The organism is Veillonella sp. T34266-5 (assembly GCF_002959815.1).
Taxonomy (GTDB): Bacteria; Bacillota; Negativicutes; order Veillonellales; family Veillonellaceae; genus Veillonella; species Veillonella atypica.
This window is the reverse complement of the sequence record NZ_PPCZ01000011.1, coordinates 60076-76216: the sequence shown is the minus strand read 5'-3', so window position 1 is coordinate 76216 and position 16141 is coordinate 60076. Positions and strand designations below refer to the sequence as shown.

Annotated in this window: 10 protein-coding genes; 3 read left to right on the top strand and 7 right to left on the bottom strand. The window is 41.5% G+C overall.

Features of this window, described 5'->3' with window-relative positions:
* Positions 1-47 precede the first annotated feature (47 nt).
* Positions 48-392 (top strand): hypothetical protein, encoded by a 345-nt coding sequence (locus VIHSUH07_RS04595; protein WP_105084055.1) that lies wholly within the window; start codon positions 48-50, stop codon positions 390-392.
* A 3-nt stretch (positions 393-395) separates the two neighbouring features.
* Here VIHSUH07_RS04595 and VIHSUH07_RS04590 read toward each other — a convergent pair whose 3' ends face one another.
* Positions 396-1577 (bottom strand): amidohydrolase, encoded by a 1182-nt coding sequence (locus tag VIHSUH07_RS04590; RefSeq protein ID WP_105084054.1) that lies wholly within the window; start codon positions 1575-1577, stop codon positions 396-398.
* A 171-nt stretch (positions 1578-1748) separates the two neighbouring features.
* On the opposite strand from VIHSUH07_RS04590, the gene VIHSUH07_RS04585 reads away from it, so the two are divergent.
* Entirely contained in the window at positions 1749-2531 is a 783-nt protein-coding gene (locus VIHSUH07_RS04585; protein ID WP_009661749.1) for a basic amino acid ABC transporter substrate-binding protein, read from the top strand.
* 975 nt (positions 2532-3506) lie between these two features.
* Positions 3507-5876 carry a tetratricopeptide repeat protein gene (locus VIHSUH07_RS04580; RefSeq protein WP_105084053.1) on the top strand — a complete coding sequence of 790 codons (2370 nt, stop codon included), beginning with the start codon at positions 3507-3509 and terminating at the stop codon, positions 5874-5876.
* Between the two features lie 75 nt (positions 5877-5951).
* Here the strand turns inward: VIHSUH07_RS04580 and VIHSUH07_RS04575 are convergent, their stop codons facing one another.
* The 6 genes from VIHSUH07_RS04575 to VIHSUH07_RS04550 form a co-directional block, all read right to left on the bottom strand.
* Positions 5952-7064, bottom strand: coding sequence for an inverse autotransporter beta domain-containing protein (locus tag VIHSUH07_RS04575; protein WP_199176833.1), 1113 nt, complete (start codon positions 7062-7064; stop codon positions 5952-5954).
* Between the two features lie 82 nt (positions 7065-7146).
* A complete protein-coding gene (locus VIHSUH07_RS04570; RefSeq protein ID WP_105084052.1) occupies positions 7147-8397 on the bottom strand; it encodes an inverse autotransporter beta domain-containing protein in 1251 nt (416 codons plus the stop codon).
* A 50-nt stretch (positions 8398-8447) separates the two neighbouring features.
* Positions 8448-9713 (bottom strand): inverse autotransporter beta domain-containing protein, encoded by a 1266-nt coding sequence (locus tag VIHSUH07_RS04565; RefSeq protein WP_105084051.1) that lies wholly within the window; start codon positions 9711-9713, stop codon positions 8448-8450.
* Positions 9714-9737: 24 nt separating this feature from the next.
* The gene (locus VIHSUH07_RS04560; protein ID WP_105084050.1) at positions 9738-10865 is read right to left on the bottom strand and encodes an inverse autotransporter beta domain-containing protein; all 1128 of its coding nucleotides are present in this window, start codon (positions 10863-10865) and stop codon (positions 9738-9740) included.
* A 650-nt stretch (positions 10866-11515) separates the two neighbouring features.
* Positions 11516-14350 (bottom strand): isoleucine--tRNA ligase, encoded by a 2835-nt coding sequence (gene ileS / locus VIHSUH07_RS04555; protein WP_105084049.1) that lies wholly within the window; start codon positions 14348-14350, stop codon positions 11516-11518.
* A 424-nt stretch (positions 14351-14774) separates the two neighbouring features.
* Positions 14775-15701, bottom strand: a complete 927-nt coding sequence (locus VIHSUH07_RS04550; RefSeq protein WP_105084048.1) for a DUF3829 domain-containing protein — start codon at positions 15699-15701, stop codon at positions 14775-14777.
* Positions 15702-16141: the final 440 nt, after the last annotated feature.

Below are 16141 nucleotides of genomic sequence, written 5' to 3'. Positions count from 1 at the left end.
AAGCATATAAATTTATAGAATTATCGGTTCAAAGGATGTGAAATCATATGCATATACTAATCGATCGAGATGCCGTTTGTGCGGCTGATGATATGAGTCATCATCGTGAAGAATTCACCGTACCTGATGATATAACCATAGCCGGTTTATTTGAATTCCTTGAATTCAAGTACATTCCATTCATCGCTGGCAATGACGTAGTATGGGCGCTCTATCACCAAGACGTTGAGGTAGGTGCCTATTTTACACAAAATCGTAGCTTTATAAATGGCAGTATTCCATTATCATCTATTATCAATAACTCTGAAACAGATACCGAATTCTATCTACGATATTACAGCTCTCCCGACAGATATAGGAAGCACTTTATTAACATTGCGAAGCTCGATTAGAAACTACTTAGTACTGTTGAACTCGGTCACAATCTCTTCTAAGACAGCTGGATTCTCAACCAAGCGCAACAATGTACGACCAATGATATTGGCACCATCTACAATAGTTGGTTCGATGGTTGGTTCGAGCATAGCGTCTGCAAATTCCTTGGCATGACATACCTTATCTGGACCTGCCAAACGTAATTTAGGATGGAATGCGGCGCATTGATAGCTCACATTACCGATATCGGAACTACCGCCAATGTCTGCTGGACCTGATTCAAAATCAAGGCCCATGTCGGCCATCACGTCTTCGATGAGGTGTGTGCCGCGATGGTTTTGGTTCATATCATCGTAAGGATTACCGTAAAACTCAACGTCTACAGTCGTACCGGTACAAAGGGCAGCGCCTTCAAAAATCTTTTTAATTTGCTCGGACAAACCGTTCAAATACTCTCGTTCTGTGTGACGTACGGTTACCTCTAGTTCGCCATAGGCAGGAATGACGTTGGACGCGGTACCGCCGTTAATGATCCACGTGCCTATGCGCGACTCTGGTCGCACTTGTTGGCGCAGCATATCCATGGCATGGATGGCAAGTTGCACGCCGTTTACCGCATTGACTCCATTCCACGGCTCACCTGCTGCATGAGCTGATTTACCATGGTACTTGGCGCGGAAACAGTCGAGTGCCAAGAACTGTGAATTAGGACGCGTCTCTTCACCATCGAGATGGACCATAATGGCAAAATCATAGTCCTTAAATACGCCAGCGTTGCACATATCCACCTTGCACCCCATCGCTTCCTCATCAGGGGTACCGATGATGTCGATGTCCATGTTGAAAGCTACGCCGTCTTGCTGCATCTTATGTAATGCAAGGGCTGCCAAGGTGCTCATAGATCCACTAGCACAGTGTCCGCACGCATGGCCCACATCTGGCAACGCATCGTATTCACATAAAATCGCCAAACGCCCTTTAGGATTATCTACTTTCACAGCAGACGCCTTAAACGCTGTTGGCAAATTGCAGAACTCATAAGTCACAGGGATACCGTGCTTTTCAAGAACAGCTCCGATTGTCTTAACGGATTTAAATTCATGACTAGACAGTTCAGGATTCTTCGCCAATGTATAATTAATGGTGAAAGCCTCTTGAGCGAAGCTTTCACAAGCATTGGAAAATTGTTCAGTAAGAGACATAGGCCCTCCTAAATGTATGTATAAATAGCCGACCTTCTTTGGTAAAAGGTACATTTCATGTACATAATTTGTTTTCGCACCTTTAATTATACAATGTTATTGCCTATTGGTTCAAAATTCCGTACAATATAAACAGATTAATATGTTTGTATCATGTTTGAGGAGGATACTATGTTTAAATTCAAAAAATTGACAGCTATCGCACTCGTAGCTGTTGCTGCTATGGGTTTATTGGCTGGTTGTGGCAGTGAAAAAAGCAAAATGACACAAGAGGCTGGTGTGTTACGTGTAGGTTCTGAAACTACATTCCCACCATTCGAATTTACTGAAGGCGATAAATACGTTGGTTTCGACGTTGATTTGTCCGAAGCAATCGCTAAAAAATTGGGCCTAAAAATGGAATTCAAATCTATGGGCTTTGATGCTTTGATTCCAGCAGTTCAATCTGGCGATATCGATATGATCGCAGCCGGTATCAACGCAACCCCAGAACGTGAAAAAGCATTGGACTTCTCCGATGTATACTTTGACCAAGGCGGTTTCATCACAGTTGTTCGTAAAGACAACTCCACAATCCATAACATGGATGAACTTGCTGGCAAAACTGTAGGCGTTCAAATCGGTACTGTTCCTGCAGACATGGCTAAAAAAATTCCTAACACAACAGTAAAAGAAATGGACTCCAACGCCAATATCTTTATGGAATTGAAAGCTGGTACAATCGATGGCGCAATCATCGATAACGCAGTTGCTATGTACTACCTAAAACAAGGTGCTGACAAAGACCTTAAACTCGTAGGCGAACCTACAAAAGCTCCTGGCACAGTACTTGGTGTTAAAAAAGGCAACACAGAATTACAACAAGCTGTTAACAAAGCTCTTAAAGAACTTAAAGAAGACGGCACATACCAAAAAATCTATGATAAATGGTTTGGTGACTATAACAAAAAATAATTGATTAATCTGTTTTAGGTTATCAAGAGAACACCCTCTCTGAAAGCCGACACGCTACTGCGCTACGCGGAGCCCGAAGTCGTTTTCAGAGAGGGTGTTCTCTTTCTACGCTATGTACATTAATCAATTATTTTTTGTTGTGAAAGGGCAGGGCCGACGCAGGGTGTGAGCTAACAGAGGAGCATAGCGACGCATGGGAGCCACACATCTCTAATCCAGAGGCGTAAGATTTTCCAAAGGAAAATCCATAGCATCTGGAAAAGTCGTTTTTTCACGGGGTGTCTTTTTCATATGCACTCTAACCTGACTTAAAAATTATTTTTCATTATATGCCTGAGAGAGATAAGGCCCGAAGTCGTTTTCAGAACCGGTTCTTTTTACTATCCTATCAGCGTAAATAGAAATTATTTTTTTCGTTGTATGGAGGAGAAAGAGGCCGTAGGCCCTCCTTTCTATCGGTTGGGTTGGCAAGAACGGATTTTATCAATTTCACTACTATTATATACCGAATCAACACTAGAACGAGATAGTTGAAGGTGATGTGGCCTCTGAAAACGACTTCAGGCTCCGCACGGGCCGTAGGCCCTCCTTTCTATCGGTTGGGTGGGCGATAACGGGTTTTATCAATTTCACTACTATTATATACCGAATTAACATAGAACGAGATAGTTGAAGGTGATGGGGCCTCTGAAAACGACTTCGGGCTCCGCACATGCCGTAGGCCCTCCTTCCTATCGGCTGGGTAGGCAATAACGGATTTTATCAATTTCACTACTATTATATACCGCGTGTCGGCTATGGATTGAGAGATAGAACCGATGGGCCCAAAAATCCGACTTTGGCCCTGTGAGCCCGAAGGGCGAATCAGACCCGGCCGGTGGAGGATTTTTGGGCCCATCGGTTCTTTTCCTCTTCTACCATTTCCTACCGCGGTATATAATAATAGTGTATTGTATAAAAACGAAAGGAGGGCCTATGGCTCAATATTTCACAGACCGCCTCCAACGGGTCTTCCACTTAATTTTTATGTCTTATGATCCGCAGTCCGCTCAAGAGGGTCTGCGCATTTTAGAGTCGATTGTAAATAATCAATCGAATGTGACAAAGCCAATTCAGCATGAATTGCGCAACACTGCTACATCGCAAGGTAGTGCTGGTGAATCGAATACTGAGGAAGTTTACAAGAAAGCTTTAACTCCTGATGAGCGTGAATTAGGAGACGCATACGCCCTATTAGCACGTGTCTATGCAGGGCCTCGCTTTACGTGGGCCGAATCTGGATTCCCAGAGGATAATATGCGCACGTATCAGTGTTTACATGATAGTATCCGTCGGAATAGTCCAATTGGCACATTACAAGCACTGCGCATCGCTGGGTCGATTACGCCTACAGTGAGGCGCGATATGCAATTATCCTTTGACGATGCATTCCGCATCATCTATGATTACGCAAAGCAGGACGATGCATACTGCCAATATATTATAGGCAACGTATTCTTTTGGGGCGATTACCACGTTATTAACGAGGCTAAACAACTATTAGGCCCAAAAAAGGCTAGCTTTAGTCAACGATTACAACAAGCGACGCACAGCAAGAGTTTACGCGAAGGTATCGCTACCTTGCGCGGCATGGTAGACGAGGAAACGCTACAAGCAAAATCTCGTGAGCATGCGAAATACTGGTTTACCAAAGCCCTTGATCAAGGGCTAGCCATGTTCCAAGGGAACTTGCGCAATATTTATATCGATGAAGGCGATTACGACAATGCACGCTATGTGGCACGCAGGGCCGCTGAATTAGGCAATCCGACCATGATGCTTTATACGGGCCTCGACCATCATGAAAAGGGCGAATTTACAGAGGCTTTCACATGGTTTATAAAGGGTGCTGACCTAGGCCAACCAGAATGTATCGCAGAACTCGCCGACTATTACTATCATTTTTACGAGCAACCGGCGTTGCGTGCAGCCATTCCGTACGATCCAATCAAGGCGACTGAACTATATCAACGGGCGGCCACAAAGGACTTTAATGATGCCGGTTATGCCGCGTTGCAGGCTGCATTTAACTATATCTTTCATATTGGCGGCCTCCCTCTCGACTGGGGACTCATCGCCGATTTGACGCATATGGCGGCGACGAAGGATAGATTCCTGTTCTCCTTGCCGTATATCAGTTACATGCGCATTCACGGCATCGGTGTGACCAAGAACATTCGATTTGCCGTTCAGTCATTAACTCGCGTGTTAGAGGAAGAAAAACGGGCGCTGCAAGAGGAGGACCGCGTGCTCTTCTACGACATCACCCGTGCGCTTACACGCGTTGCCTTGGGCTATGCCTATGAAAAAGGATATGTGACGGGAACGCCTGACCTCGACAGTGCGGTTCATTATTATGAAAGCTCCCATCAATATATCGTGTCACACCTCGCCAATCGCAGCGAAGAAATTAAGGATATTCCTGTAGATGACGAAGCAGCGGAGCGGTTAGAATCCTTCGAAAAGATAGACGGTCATTGGCATTATAAAGAAGGCATTACTGAATCCTCTACAACCGTGCGCCCGGCCCCTACCATGTGGCCTCACAATGCAGCTCGATTATCTGTCAATATGAATGGCTTTCAGTGGGATACTACCTTATATGACCTAGAAACTATCGACCATGCCCTATCTACACAAGATACGGTGATGCTTAGCTTTTACAATCATTTCCTAACTATTCCGGATAAATTGCGGAATATCTATAAGCTAGAGACTAAACGTATGCCGCACAATACCTATCAGGTTCGGTTATACGGATACGACCCAACCGAAGGGCACGAGGTTATCTATAAATCGCTGCTCAATGCAGAGGACACCCACAATTTGTGGCATGATCTTTATGAAAGCCACCGTTTACCGGAGTTTTCAGATGCATGGGCCATCGAAACAGACGAGGAAAAACCGACGTGGCACTATGTACTTGACGTCGACCAAGAACCGTTCCTACTCGAGGAATATGACGACGCCAACGCCATGATTCAAGCATCCTTGGAAGGCCTCAAGAGCAATCGATACGAGCAAATCAACGTTCGTACCCACGATTTCATTGGACCATCCTATTTCATATTCAAGGGCAAGCGATCCACTCCATTTAGGGTGCAACTATACCTCAAGGAATCGATACGCCACATCGTCGATGAGCACGGTAAACAAAAGGACATTCCAGGTAATACATACCTATTCGAACAATATTTTGGCAACGAAGTATCCTTGAACTATTGGATACAACGAACCATTACAACCTTAGACATTCCAGAACTAGATAACTGGAAACCACTCAGCGTGCCTAAGGATTTGCAATAGCAAGAATACATACCAAAAGGAGCTAGTACACAGCGTACTAGCTCCTTTGTTATAACCTAAAATAGGCTACATATATTATAAATGATCATGAGGGTAATGAACTCGGAAATCCCCATTTAGATTGAGTGCCTGTATATCTTGACGTTCAACCTTATCAAGCATTTTAGAACGAGCCGTTGTCATGCTACTATCGCGATGCTTTCCACCAAAGAGAGCAAACTTAGATTTTCCAAGCGTATACATAGTTTGTACATAAAACTCTCCGGAGTGACCAAACGGTTTATCATAGCCTAGACCTATAGAAATATGAGGAGTCACATTCACAATGACACCTGTCTTAAGACCATTATTAAAGATACTATTTACAGGGAATGCGATATTATAGTTATATATATCATCACTAAACCATTCTATATCTCTAATCTCACCATTCATATGATTCCAATGATAACGGTCAATGTAGGCTCGAACATAACGAGCATTTTTGAAAGTTCGTGCGTATCCAATATCATATCCAGAGGCAATACGTTTTTCATGACTTTCACCAACATTAACCCCTGTATCTAGCACATTATAAGGTGCAGGAATCATGTCATCCCGTGTAGTCAGACTATGAGACGATGTCGTATGTCCTAATGGTTTATAGAAATTTGCATAAAATTCATTCTCACCAGTTACATATTCTACACCCAAACTGGCACGCTTATAATGTTCTTTGAAAGCATAGTCATAAAAAGCATTAATACCTACGTAGCTATGCTCTCCTTTACTTAGTCGTCGATAGCCGAGTCCTATACTTCCAGTTGTGCCTATAGATTGTGTAGATTGATTAAAGTCATATTCATATACAATTCCGCCCGCATTACGAGTAGCATGATTCGCATATCCATTAGCAATTTGACTTACACCGCCATGAGAACTAACCTTACCTTGCACAAACACTACGCTCTTAGAGTTGTTATCATAATAACCTAGAGGTTGTAATGTGTCTATGCCATATATTGGCTTATGATTGGTTTGAAACTTCGCAGAGACATCGGTTCTATCAGCCCAATTTTGATGAATACTTGCATCCACTTGTGTAGCATTCCCATTATCAGCACTACCCGCTAATGCAATAGTCCAGCACATCGTACAAGCTGCTACACAAAGTAGCAGTCGTATATTAAACTTTGTTTTACGATACATATATAATATAATCCTTCACTTACATAATTATTGATGAAGCATCAAAATTACCAATCTCTTAGTAATTTTAATGGGGTCTAGATTACAAACCTACATCGACAACGCCATGATCATAAGTTTCTTCCTCAACTTCTTGTACAACCATATCACTGCGATGTACTTTATCAAGCATCTTAGAACGTGCTGTTGTAATAGTACTTTCACTATGTTTACCACCATGCCAAGCAAACTTGGATGTGCCGATTGTATATTTCAAGGTTGCATAAGGGCCACTCAAATGATGAGATGCCGTTTGGTAACCCGCATCAAGGGTAAGATGCGGTGTAATATGGAATTCTGCGCCTACTTTAAAACCTTTTATGGCATCCCGTTGATTTAATTTATAATAGCCAACTTTCACAGGGGATCTACCACGCCAATTATAATAGTCCGCATAGACACGAGCCCAGCGAGCATTTTTAAAGGTTCGTGAGTATCCTGCATCAAATCCGCTGGCAGCAACCTTTTCTGATAACATCCAATGATTTTCGTAATCAACTATAGCATAATCATAAAGACTTTGATCAGGATCCATACCATATGGATACAATCCTGCAGGATCCCCCAATATAATACTTCGCCCATGAAGTCCTATATATTTTCTTTCATCAGTCCCCAGATTTCGGTACAGATTAGCATGAAATTCATTAAGACCTGCCACATATTCTACACCGCCACTAACACGCTTATAACCACCTTTAAACACATGGTCATAGAATGCATTAACACCTACATAAGCATGTTCACCTTTACTGAGGCGACGATAGCCGATACCAATATTAGCATTCATGCCTAAGGATTCTTCCTTATCCGTTTGCCCGTTATGTACCGTAAACGTCCCTGCAGGTCTGGCTGGAACCCAATAATTATTTAATGAACGAGATGAAATCTTTTCTCCACTGCGTCCAATTCGACCTTGTACAAAGACAACACTTTTAGCATTTTCATCGTAATGAGTTACAGGTTGCAAGGTCTCAACATATAACTTATTGAGTTCTGTAGACTTAGACTTATCAGATGCCCCAATAACAGGGTACCTATCCCAAACTGTAAAATCATGGAAGTGATGACTACTCGACTCTTCAGAATTTTTCATACCAACGCCGACTACAATATCTGTGCGGTCCATCCAACTAGAACGAACCGCTTCTTTCCTAACTGTATCGGATGCAATTGTTTGCTGTGCAGAATCTAGTCCATTTACATCTTGAACCTCTACAGCCATTCCTATTGTATATATGCTGAAAGTCATAGCCCCTAAAACCATGGTTTTCAATAATAATTTACCTGACATTATATATAGTTTCCTCTCATGACAATGATAAAACTAACATTTTCTCCATATTATAAATGATCAATAGGTGCTAAATAATCGTATTCAATATCATCAAAGGATTCTACAATCATGTCTTGACGACGTACCTTATTTAGCATTTTAGAACGAGCTGTAGTAATCGTATCATCACTATGCTTGCCACCCCAAAAGGCAAATTTAGATGTACCTAATGTATATTTCACAGTACCATATATACCTTTCGACATATTGTTTGCATTGTTATACCCAATATCTAGGGATATATGTGGCGTTAACTGTAATTCAGCACCAATTTTAATGCCCTTATAGTGATTTGCATTCCGCACAGAGAACCATGGCACAGACCAATGGCCTGGGCGCCCCCAATTATAATATTGTTCATGGCCAAAATCCTGCCCCTTCCAGCGATATCCATTTACATAGGCACGAGCCCAGCGAGCATTCTTGAAGGATCTAGCAAAACCGATTTCATAGCCACCCAGTGCTCTACCACCTTTGTAAGTATTATAGTTTTCACTAGGAATCGTATTATAAGGGAATGTATCTGGATAGCCATTAGGATACAATCGTTTAGGATATGGGTTACCACCACCACCTTTTACAAGGTCCTTATTACTAAGGCCCCTATACACATTGGCATATACTTCATTGAGGCCATTTACATACTCTACACCTCCGCTGATACGATTATAATTGCCTGTGAAAGCTCGATCAACGAATGCATTGGCACCTACATAGGCATGTTCATTTCGGCTAAGGCGTCGATAGCCAATACCAATAGTACCGATAATCCCTAATGTTTCTGATGATTTTTCATCCGTATTGATTTTAGTGTAACTAGATTGCCCATGCCGATTGATTGTTAATTCAGGAAGAAAGTAACCACGCATCTCTTTCGATGCTATTTTCTCACCGCCACGTCCAATGCGTCCCTGTACAAATAAAACACTTTTACTGTTCTCATCATAATGAGAAATAGGCTGCAATGTTTCTATATAGGCTTTCGTTAGATTGCCGTAATCAGATTTCTTATTATAAATAGTATCCAAATCATCCGTTAGAAAATGTCCTTTATCTAATTTGGACTGGCCTCCGGTCTGTACACCTACAGCAATATCCGTGCGGTCTAACCAATTGGAACGAACTGCTTCATGTTTAGCCTCATTCACTTCTGTAGTAGAATCTGCAATACCTTGGCTATGTCCATTTTGTACGTCTGCTGCAAAACCTGTAGCACTAAATACACATGCTACAGCACCTAACACCATAGCTCTAAATACTAACTTACTTTTCACGTCTTACTTTCTCCCCACTAACCTTTACAAAATATCCCAAGGTACTACAGCCCAATACTCTTCATACGACTTGCCTATAGTCATAGGACTACGGTCTACCTTGTCTAACATTCTAGCACGAGCATTCGTAATAGTATCATCACTATGTTTACCACCATGCCAAGCAAACTTGGATATACCCAATGTGTATTTAACAAAACCATAGGCACCACTAGAGTGATTATTATCTGATGTATACCCTAAATCTAGTGAGACATGTGGTGTCACTTGTAATGTAGTACCCACTTGCCAACCAGAACTATTATTAAGATCCGAAATCGGAGAGGTCCCTCCACTATAGGATGAAATACCGAGCCCCTTCCAGTGATAAGCCCCTATGTGCACACGAGCCCAGCGAGCATTCTTAAAGGTACGAGCATAACTTACATCATAACCAGATAATACTTTTTGAGACTTATATACCGTATAATTAGCAGTTCCTCCATTCAAAGGAATTGGAAGATGCGATTCAGGCACTCCCACCATATAAGATTGAGATTTTATATTTCCCAAACCTCTATATACATTAACACGAACTTCGTTAAGTCCGGCCACATATTCTATGCCTCCACTAACTCGATTAGCATTCTCAGAAAAGGCGCGATCTGCAAATACATTAACACCTGCATAAGCATGTTCATGTTTACTGAGCTGACGATACCCTAAACCAATATTACCCACCGTACCTAAAGATTTTGTCTCATCATGTCGTTCTGGTTTAGACTTTGTCTCCACAGTACCTGTAGTTGGGTCGTATGGATACCAAATGCCACCACTCCCATCAAAATAATTAACCTTATGCTCTTGCCCACCTTTACCGACGCCGCCTTGTACAAACAATACGGACTTGGAGTTTTCATCATAATGAGTTAAGGGTTGCATTGTTTCTACAGATACTTGTGTACCCATCTTTGATTGTGTACCAACCTTAATATCTGTACGGTCCATCCAGTTAGAATTAACAGCATCATGCTTTCCTATATTACTCATTTGTTCTTCATTAGAGGAAGATTGTATATGTTGATTCTCTACATCTACCGCAATGCCCGTAGCACTAATAGAACAAGCTATGGTTCCAAGAACCATAGCTTTCATAATTGCATTTAATTTCATATCTAATACTCTCCCTCTTACATTAATTCACAAATACTTATTTTCATGCTTATTTCATTTTCATTATATGCATATATTTAGATGTAGTCAACGAAAGCTCATATATTTAAATAAACAATAAATATCCATTTAATTCAATTTATGCGTGTATTCTTATTTAATTATGCAGACAAATATACATAAAGAAAAAACCCTCAAAGCCGAGTATACATACTCAAGCTTTGAGGGTTTATGAGGGTTTTGGGGACTTTATTATTTAAATAAAGGCAATAATGCGTTTACCAAACCAGTAAGAGCAGTCATAACAGCTTTAATGATTGTTACTACCATTGCATATTCCTCCTTCTCATACACTCATTTACTAAACTAACTATAAATATCATAAACGAGTATTTTAACTATAATATGAAACGAGTAGATTTTTACACATAAAGCTTTCATGAGGAAAATCGGACGATAATAATTATCATCATATATTTGAGGAGAATGGTAGCATACAATGAATTCATAAATCTAAAAAATTTTTAAGTAAACTACCAAAATATCCCCTTTAGAAGGCGACTTTTGGCCCTGTTCCAAAGGAACAGACCCGGCCGGTGGAGCCTTCTGAAGGGGCTATTTTGACAACTGTATTTAAATCGATTGTGGAATTATAGTGCTTTTACTACCTCTGCACAACGGTGGCAAAGTGTAGGGTGTTCGCTATCTTGACCTACTGTATCGCGGTGGATCCAGCAGCGTTCACATTTTTCAAGTTCAGATGGAGCAACTACTGTCGCAACGCCTGTTTCTTCGTCTTTTACAGCTTCTGCTGGTGCAGCGCCGTTTACGATGTGAGCTTCGGATACGATAACGAGTTTAGCTAAGCCTTCTTCACCAAGAGCGTTCAATGCGTCGAGTGCAGCACCTTCAGCGTATACTGTAACGGATGCATCCAATGGGTGACCGATTGTTTTGTTTTGACGAGCAAGTTCCAATGCTTTTTGTACGGTTGTACGCAAGTCTAACAATTGGCTCCATTTATCGGACAATTCTTGGTTGAAGTGTTCAGGATGACCTTGTGGCCAATCTTGAAGCATAACGGATTCAGGCATACCTTCTTCTTTAGGCATGTATTTCCAAACTTCTTCTGCTGTGAAGGAAAGTACTGGGGATACCATAGCTACCAATGTTTTCAAGATTTCGTACATTGCTGTTTGAGCAGAACGACGAGCTACGTTGTTTTTGCTTTCAGCATACATAGTATCTTTCATTGCATCAAGGTAGATGGAGCTCAAGTCTACTGTGCAGAAATTATGAATTGCATGGTATAACATGTGGAATTCATAATTTTCGTACGCTTCAGTAACCTTTTGACGTACTTCTTCTAAGCGCAACAATGCCCATTTATCGAATTCGGACATATCTGCGTAAGCCACTTTGTCAGTGTTTGGATTGAAGTCATCCAAGTTACCTAATAAGAAGCGGAATGTATTACGGATCTTACGATATACTTCGGATAATTGTTTTACGATGTCTTTGGACAAGCGTACGTCTGCTTGGTAATCTGCGGAGGATACCCACAAACGCATAACATCAGCGCCATATACGTCGATGATGTCGCTAGGAGCTACTGTATTACCTACAGATTTAGACATTTTGCGACCTTCGCCGTCCACAACGAAACCGTGAGTCAATACAGAGTTGTATGGTGCTTTACCTGTTGTTGCTACTGCAGTTAACAAGGAAGAGTTGAACCAACCGCGATGTTGGTCAGAACCTTCAAGGTACATAGCACATGGTACATCTAAGCCGTTAACTTCAAGTACGCCAGCCCAAGAGGAACCAGAGTCGAACCATACGTCCATAATGTCTGTTTCTTTTTTGAACTCATCATGACCGCAATGAGGACATTTGAAGCCTTCTGGCAATAATTCTTTTGCACTGTGAGCCCACCAAGCATCAGAGCCTTCTACAGCTACTTTTTCTTGTAATGCTTTGATAGTATCATCGTTGATGATGTGCTCGCCGCAGCTTTCACAATAGTAAATAGGAATTGGCACACCCCAAATACGTTGACGGGAAATTACCCAGTCACCACGGTCGCGAACCATGTTGAAGATGCGGTCGTGGCCCCATTTAGGAATCCATTGTACTTGGTTATCAATAGCATCAAGCGCTTGTTGACGGTAACCATCTACAGAGGAGAACCATTGTTCTGTAGCACGGTAGATGACAGGATTTTTACAACGCCAGCAGTGAGCATATTGGTGACGCAAGCTAGATTTGTGAAGTAATGCATTATTATGCGCCAAGATTTTAATAACAGGCACTTCAGCATCGTGGATTTCTACGCCAGCCAATGGGAATTCAGTATCGCCATAACGGTTGTCGTCTACTTGTTTAGTGTAGTTACCAGTTTCGTTAACAAGGGATACGATAGGAAGTTCAGTTTTGCCGTCCTTGTTATAACGCATAACGATGTTAAAGTCGTCTTCACCATGTGCAGGAGCTGTATGTACGCAACCAGTACCTGCTTCAAGTGTTACATGGTCGCCACACAATACAGTAGCATTACGTTCAACAAATGGATGTTTGAACTCAGCCAATTCTAAGTCTGCGCCAGAGAAGCGATTTACGATTTCGTAGTCTTCGATGCCGATATCTTTCATAGCCGCATCAACGAGTTCAGTAGCCATCAAGTAGTATTCGTCACCTACTTTTACCCAGCCATATTCAAGCTCAGGGTTAACGGAAATAGCTACGTTGGCAGGCATTGTCCAAGGAGTAGTTGTCCAGATAACGGAGTATGCTTGTTTCGGATCTACGCCAGCTGGCAATGTAACCTTTTTCTCAGATACGTAAGGGAATTTTACGTAGATAGAGAAGGATTTTTTCTCAGCGTACTCGATTTCTGCTTCTGCCAATGCAGTTTCACAGTGCGTACACCAATATACAGTTTTAAGACCTTTATAGATATGGCCGCGTTTTGCCATTTCGCCGAAGATGCCAAGTTGTTTTACTTCGAATTCAGGGCGTAATGTCAAATAAGGGCGATCCCATTCACCTAATACACCAAAGCGAATGAAGTCTTGTTTTTGAGTTTCTACGCATTCCAATGCATATTCCTTACATTTGTTGCGCAAGTCCAATGGAGCCATTTCATGACGGTTAAGACCAGTGTTTTTAATAACCGCATGCTCGATTGGCAAACCGTGTGTATCCCAACCTGGGATATAACGTGTATAGTGACCAGTCATAGTCTTGTATTTCATGATGATGTCCTTCAACGTTTTGTTGAGGGCATGACCGATATGCAATTTACCGTTCGCATATGGAGGGCCATCATGCAAAATGAAAGGTTTTGCGTCTTTACGCAATTCCAAACGTTTTTGATAAATTTTGTTGTCTTCCCAGAATTTTAAGATTTCTGGTTCGCGCTTAGGCAAATTGCCGCGCATTGGGAATTCTGTTTCAGGCAAATGTAACGTCTTACCGTAATCCATGATGTGCTCCTTTTACATAAAAAAATCGCCCGCCCCCGAAGGGACGGACGTAATATCCGTGGTACCACCCTACTGACTCTCGTTACTGGTGAAAGCTAGCGCCCTCGCATATCCTGCGATTATTACACCATGCTAAGCATAATTGTAACACATAAGGCGAGCTTATCACGTAAACTGTGAAAGCCACTTAAACATATAACGGTGTTCACCGGCAGGGTTCCTGCTTGCTCCAAAGTGATCCGCACATCTCTAGATTTCCAAACCTTTCAGCCCATGAGTTTGGTCTCTACTAAATCCGTCTGAGACATGCCGTCTTTTTCAACGCAATATTCATATAATAGATAATTATAGGGCTCATTAGGGTAGCTTGTCAAATATATTCTACCTAAAATGTTATATCGTGTTTAACATATAACATTTCACATTATAATTCTTGTGGCACATACGGCTTCTGTACAGAATCTAATAATTTAAAATTCATCGGACTACGTACCATTTCATTATACTGCTCAACAACGGCCTCCTCCGTTTCACTAGAAGGATTAGCCATAAAATCCTCAATCGCTTTATCAAGATGTCTCTTTTGCTCTAACCGATTCTGAGCCTCGGCGGCAGTAATCTTTGCACCAACCCCATCGGCTGCTTCCTTCTGTGCTTTCACCCATTGGAAATCACTATCGAATTTATGCTCCACAATATGATCTACTATACTGCTATAAATAAGCATCATTTCCGTCATATTAGCGCCATTCGTCTGCCCATTGTTGCGCATCAACTTAACAAGACGTTCTCCCTCCTGCTTGTGATAAGTTTTAACAATGGTATCTAACGCATTATATTTTGGTCCAAATGCTTCGATTAATGATGAAAGCTTCTCCAACTGCGTATGAGCAAATGCATAATTATCTGATTCATAGCGTTTTTCTTTATAATACGTATCTAGCTCTTTCACGGCTACCACAACGTCGTGCAATACCGGTAATAAAGCATCTGTAGCTGCTTCCAAGTCACTATGTGTGTGCCCCGCTTCTCGCGCAGCAATGAGTTCTTGCTCAAGACGTTCATAATCCCGCACCTTAAACTCAGCTAGCGGTACATTTTGTTGTGCTTGCTGCACCGTTTCCATATGTTGATGACTATATTTTACACTAGTGAAATTAAACTCATTCGTAGCGGCCAAATAAAATCTAAAAACGCGCCAGATTTCCTTCTCACTATCGCTTTGCGTTGCTTTCACCTGACTGTTTGTCTTTAAATTATCCATATTAAACTCACAGCCACTTACAACGCCTACACTCGCTACGATACACATAACTAAACCTAGGCGGCGCCACCAATTCTGACCACTCATCTATCTCTCCTAAACGCTCTACATTCCCATAAATTAATATTACAGATATTGTATAAAATTAATACATCCAATTCAAGATGAGGAAATAGCTGGACATAAGAAAACCCCATACAAAGTATGGGGTCAACTGAGATAACCGAGAGACGAACATTTCGCTCTTTTAATGTCTCTAGGACGTTATCTTATGTGTTAAGTATAACAAGTGCCCTAACTCATGTCAATTAAAGGAGAGAGAGCATGAACACGACTACTAGCTCTCCTAAATATGTTGCATGTCCATAAATTAATATTACAGGTATTGTATAAAATTAATACATCAAATTCAAAATGAGGAAATAGCTAGACATAAGAAACCCCCATACAAAGTATGGGGTATAAAATATTATATTTTAGATAATAACTGTGGGGCGAACATTTCGCTCTATCAAGGCCCCCCTTAG

Excerpts from the sequence above, each read along its gene's own strand:
- VIHSUH07_RS04595 (WP_105084055.1), top strand. The coding sequence starts at position 48 with ATGCATATACTAATCGATCGAGATGCCGTTTGTGCGGCTGATGATATG.
- VIHSUH07_RS04550 (WP_105084048.1), bottom strand. The coding sequence starts at position 15,701 with ATGAGTGGTCAGAATTGGTGGCGCCGCCTAGGTTTAGTTATGTGTATC.
- VIHSUH07_RS04585 (WP_009661749.1), top strand. The coding sequence starts at position 1,749 with ATGTTTAAATTCAAAAAATTGACAGCTATCGCACTCGTAGCTGTTGCT.
- VIHSUH07_RS04575 (WP_199176833.1), bottom strand. The coding sequence starts at position 7,064 with ATGTATCGTAAAACAAAGTTTAATATACGACTGCTACTTTGTGTAGCA.
- VIHSUH07_RS04590 (WP_105084054.1), bottom strand. The coding sequence starts at position 1,577 with ATGTCTCTTACTGAACAATTTTCCAATGCTTGTGAAAGCTTCGCTCAA.
- VIHSUH07_RS04570 (WP_105084052.1), bottom strand. The coding sequence starts at position 8,397 with ATGTCAGGTAAATTATTATTGAAAACCATGGTTTTAGGGGCTATGACT.
- VIHSUH07_RS04560 (WP_105084050.1), bottom strand. The coding sequence starts at position 10,865 with ATGAAATTAAATGCAATTATGAAAGCTATGGTTCTTGGAACCATAGCT.
- VIHSUH07_RS04580 (WP_105084053.1), top strand. The coding sequence starts at position 3,507 with ATGGCTCAATATTTCACAGACCGCCTCCAACGGGTCTTCCACTTAATT.
- ileS (WP_105084049.1), bottom strand. The coding sequence starts at position 14,350 with ATGGATTACGGTAAGACGTTACATTTGCCTGAAACAGAATTCCCAATG.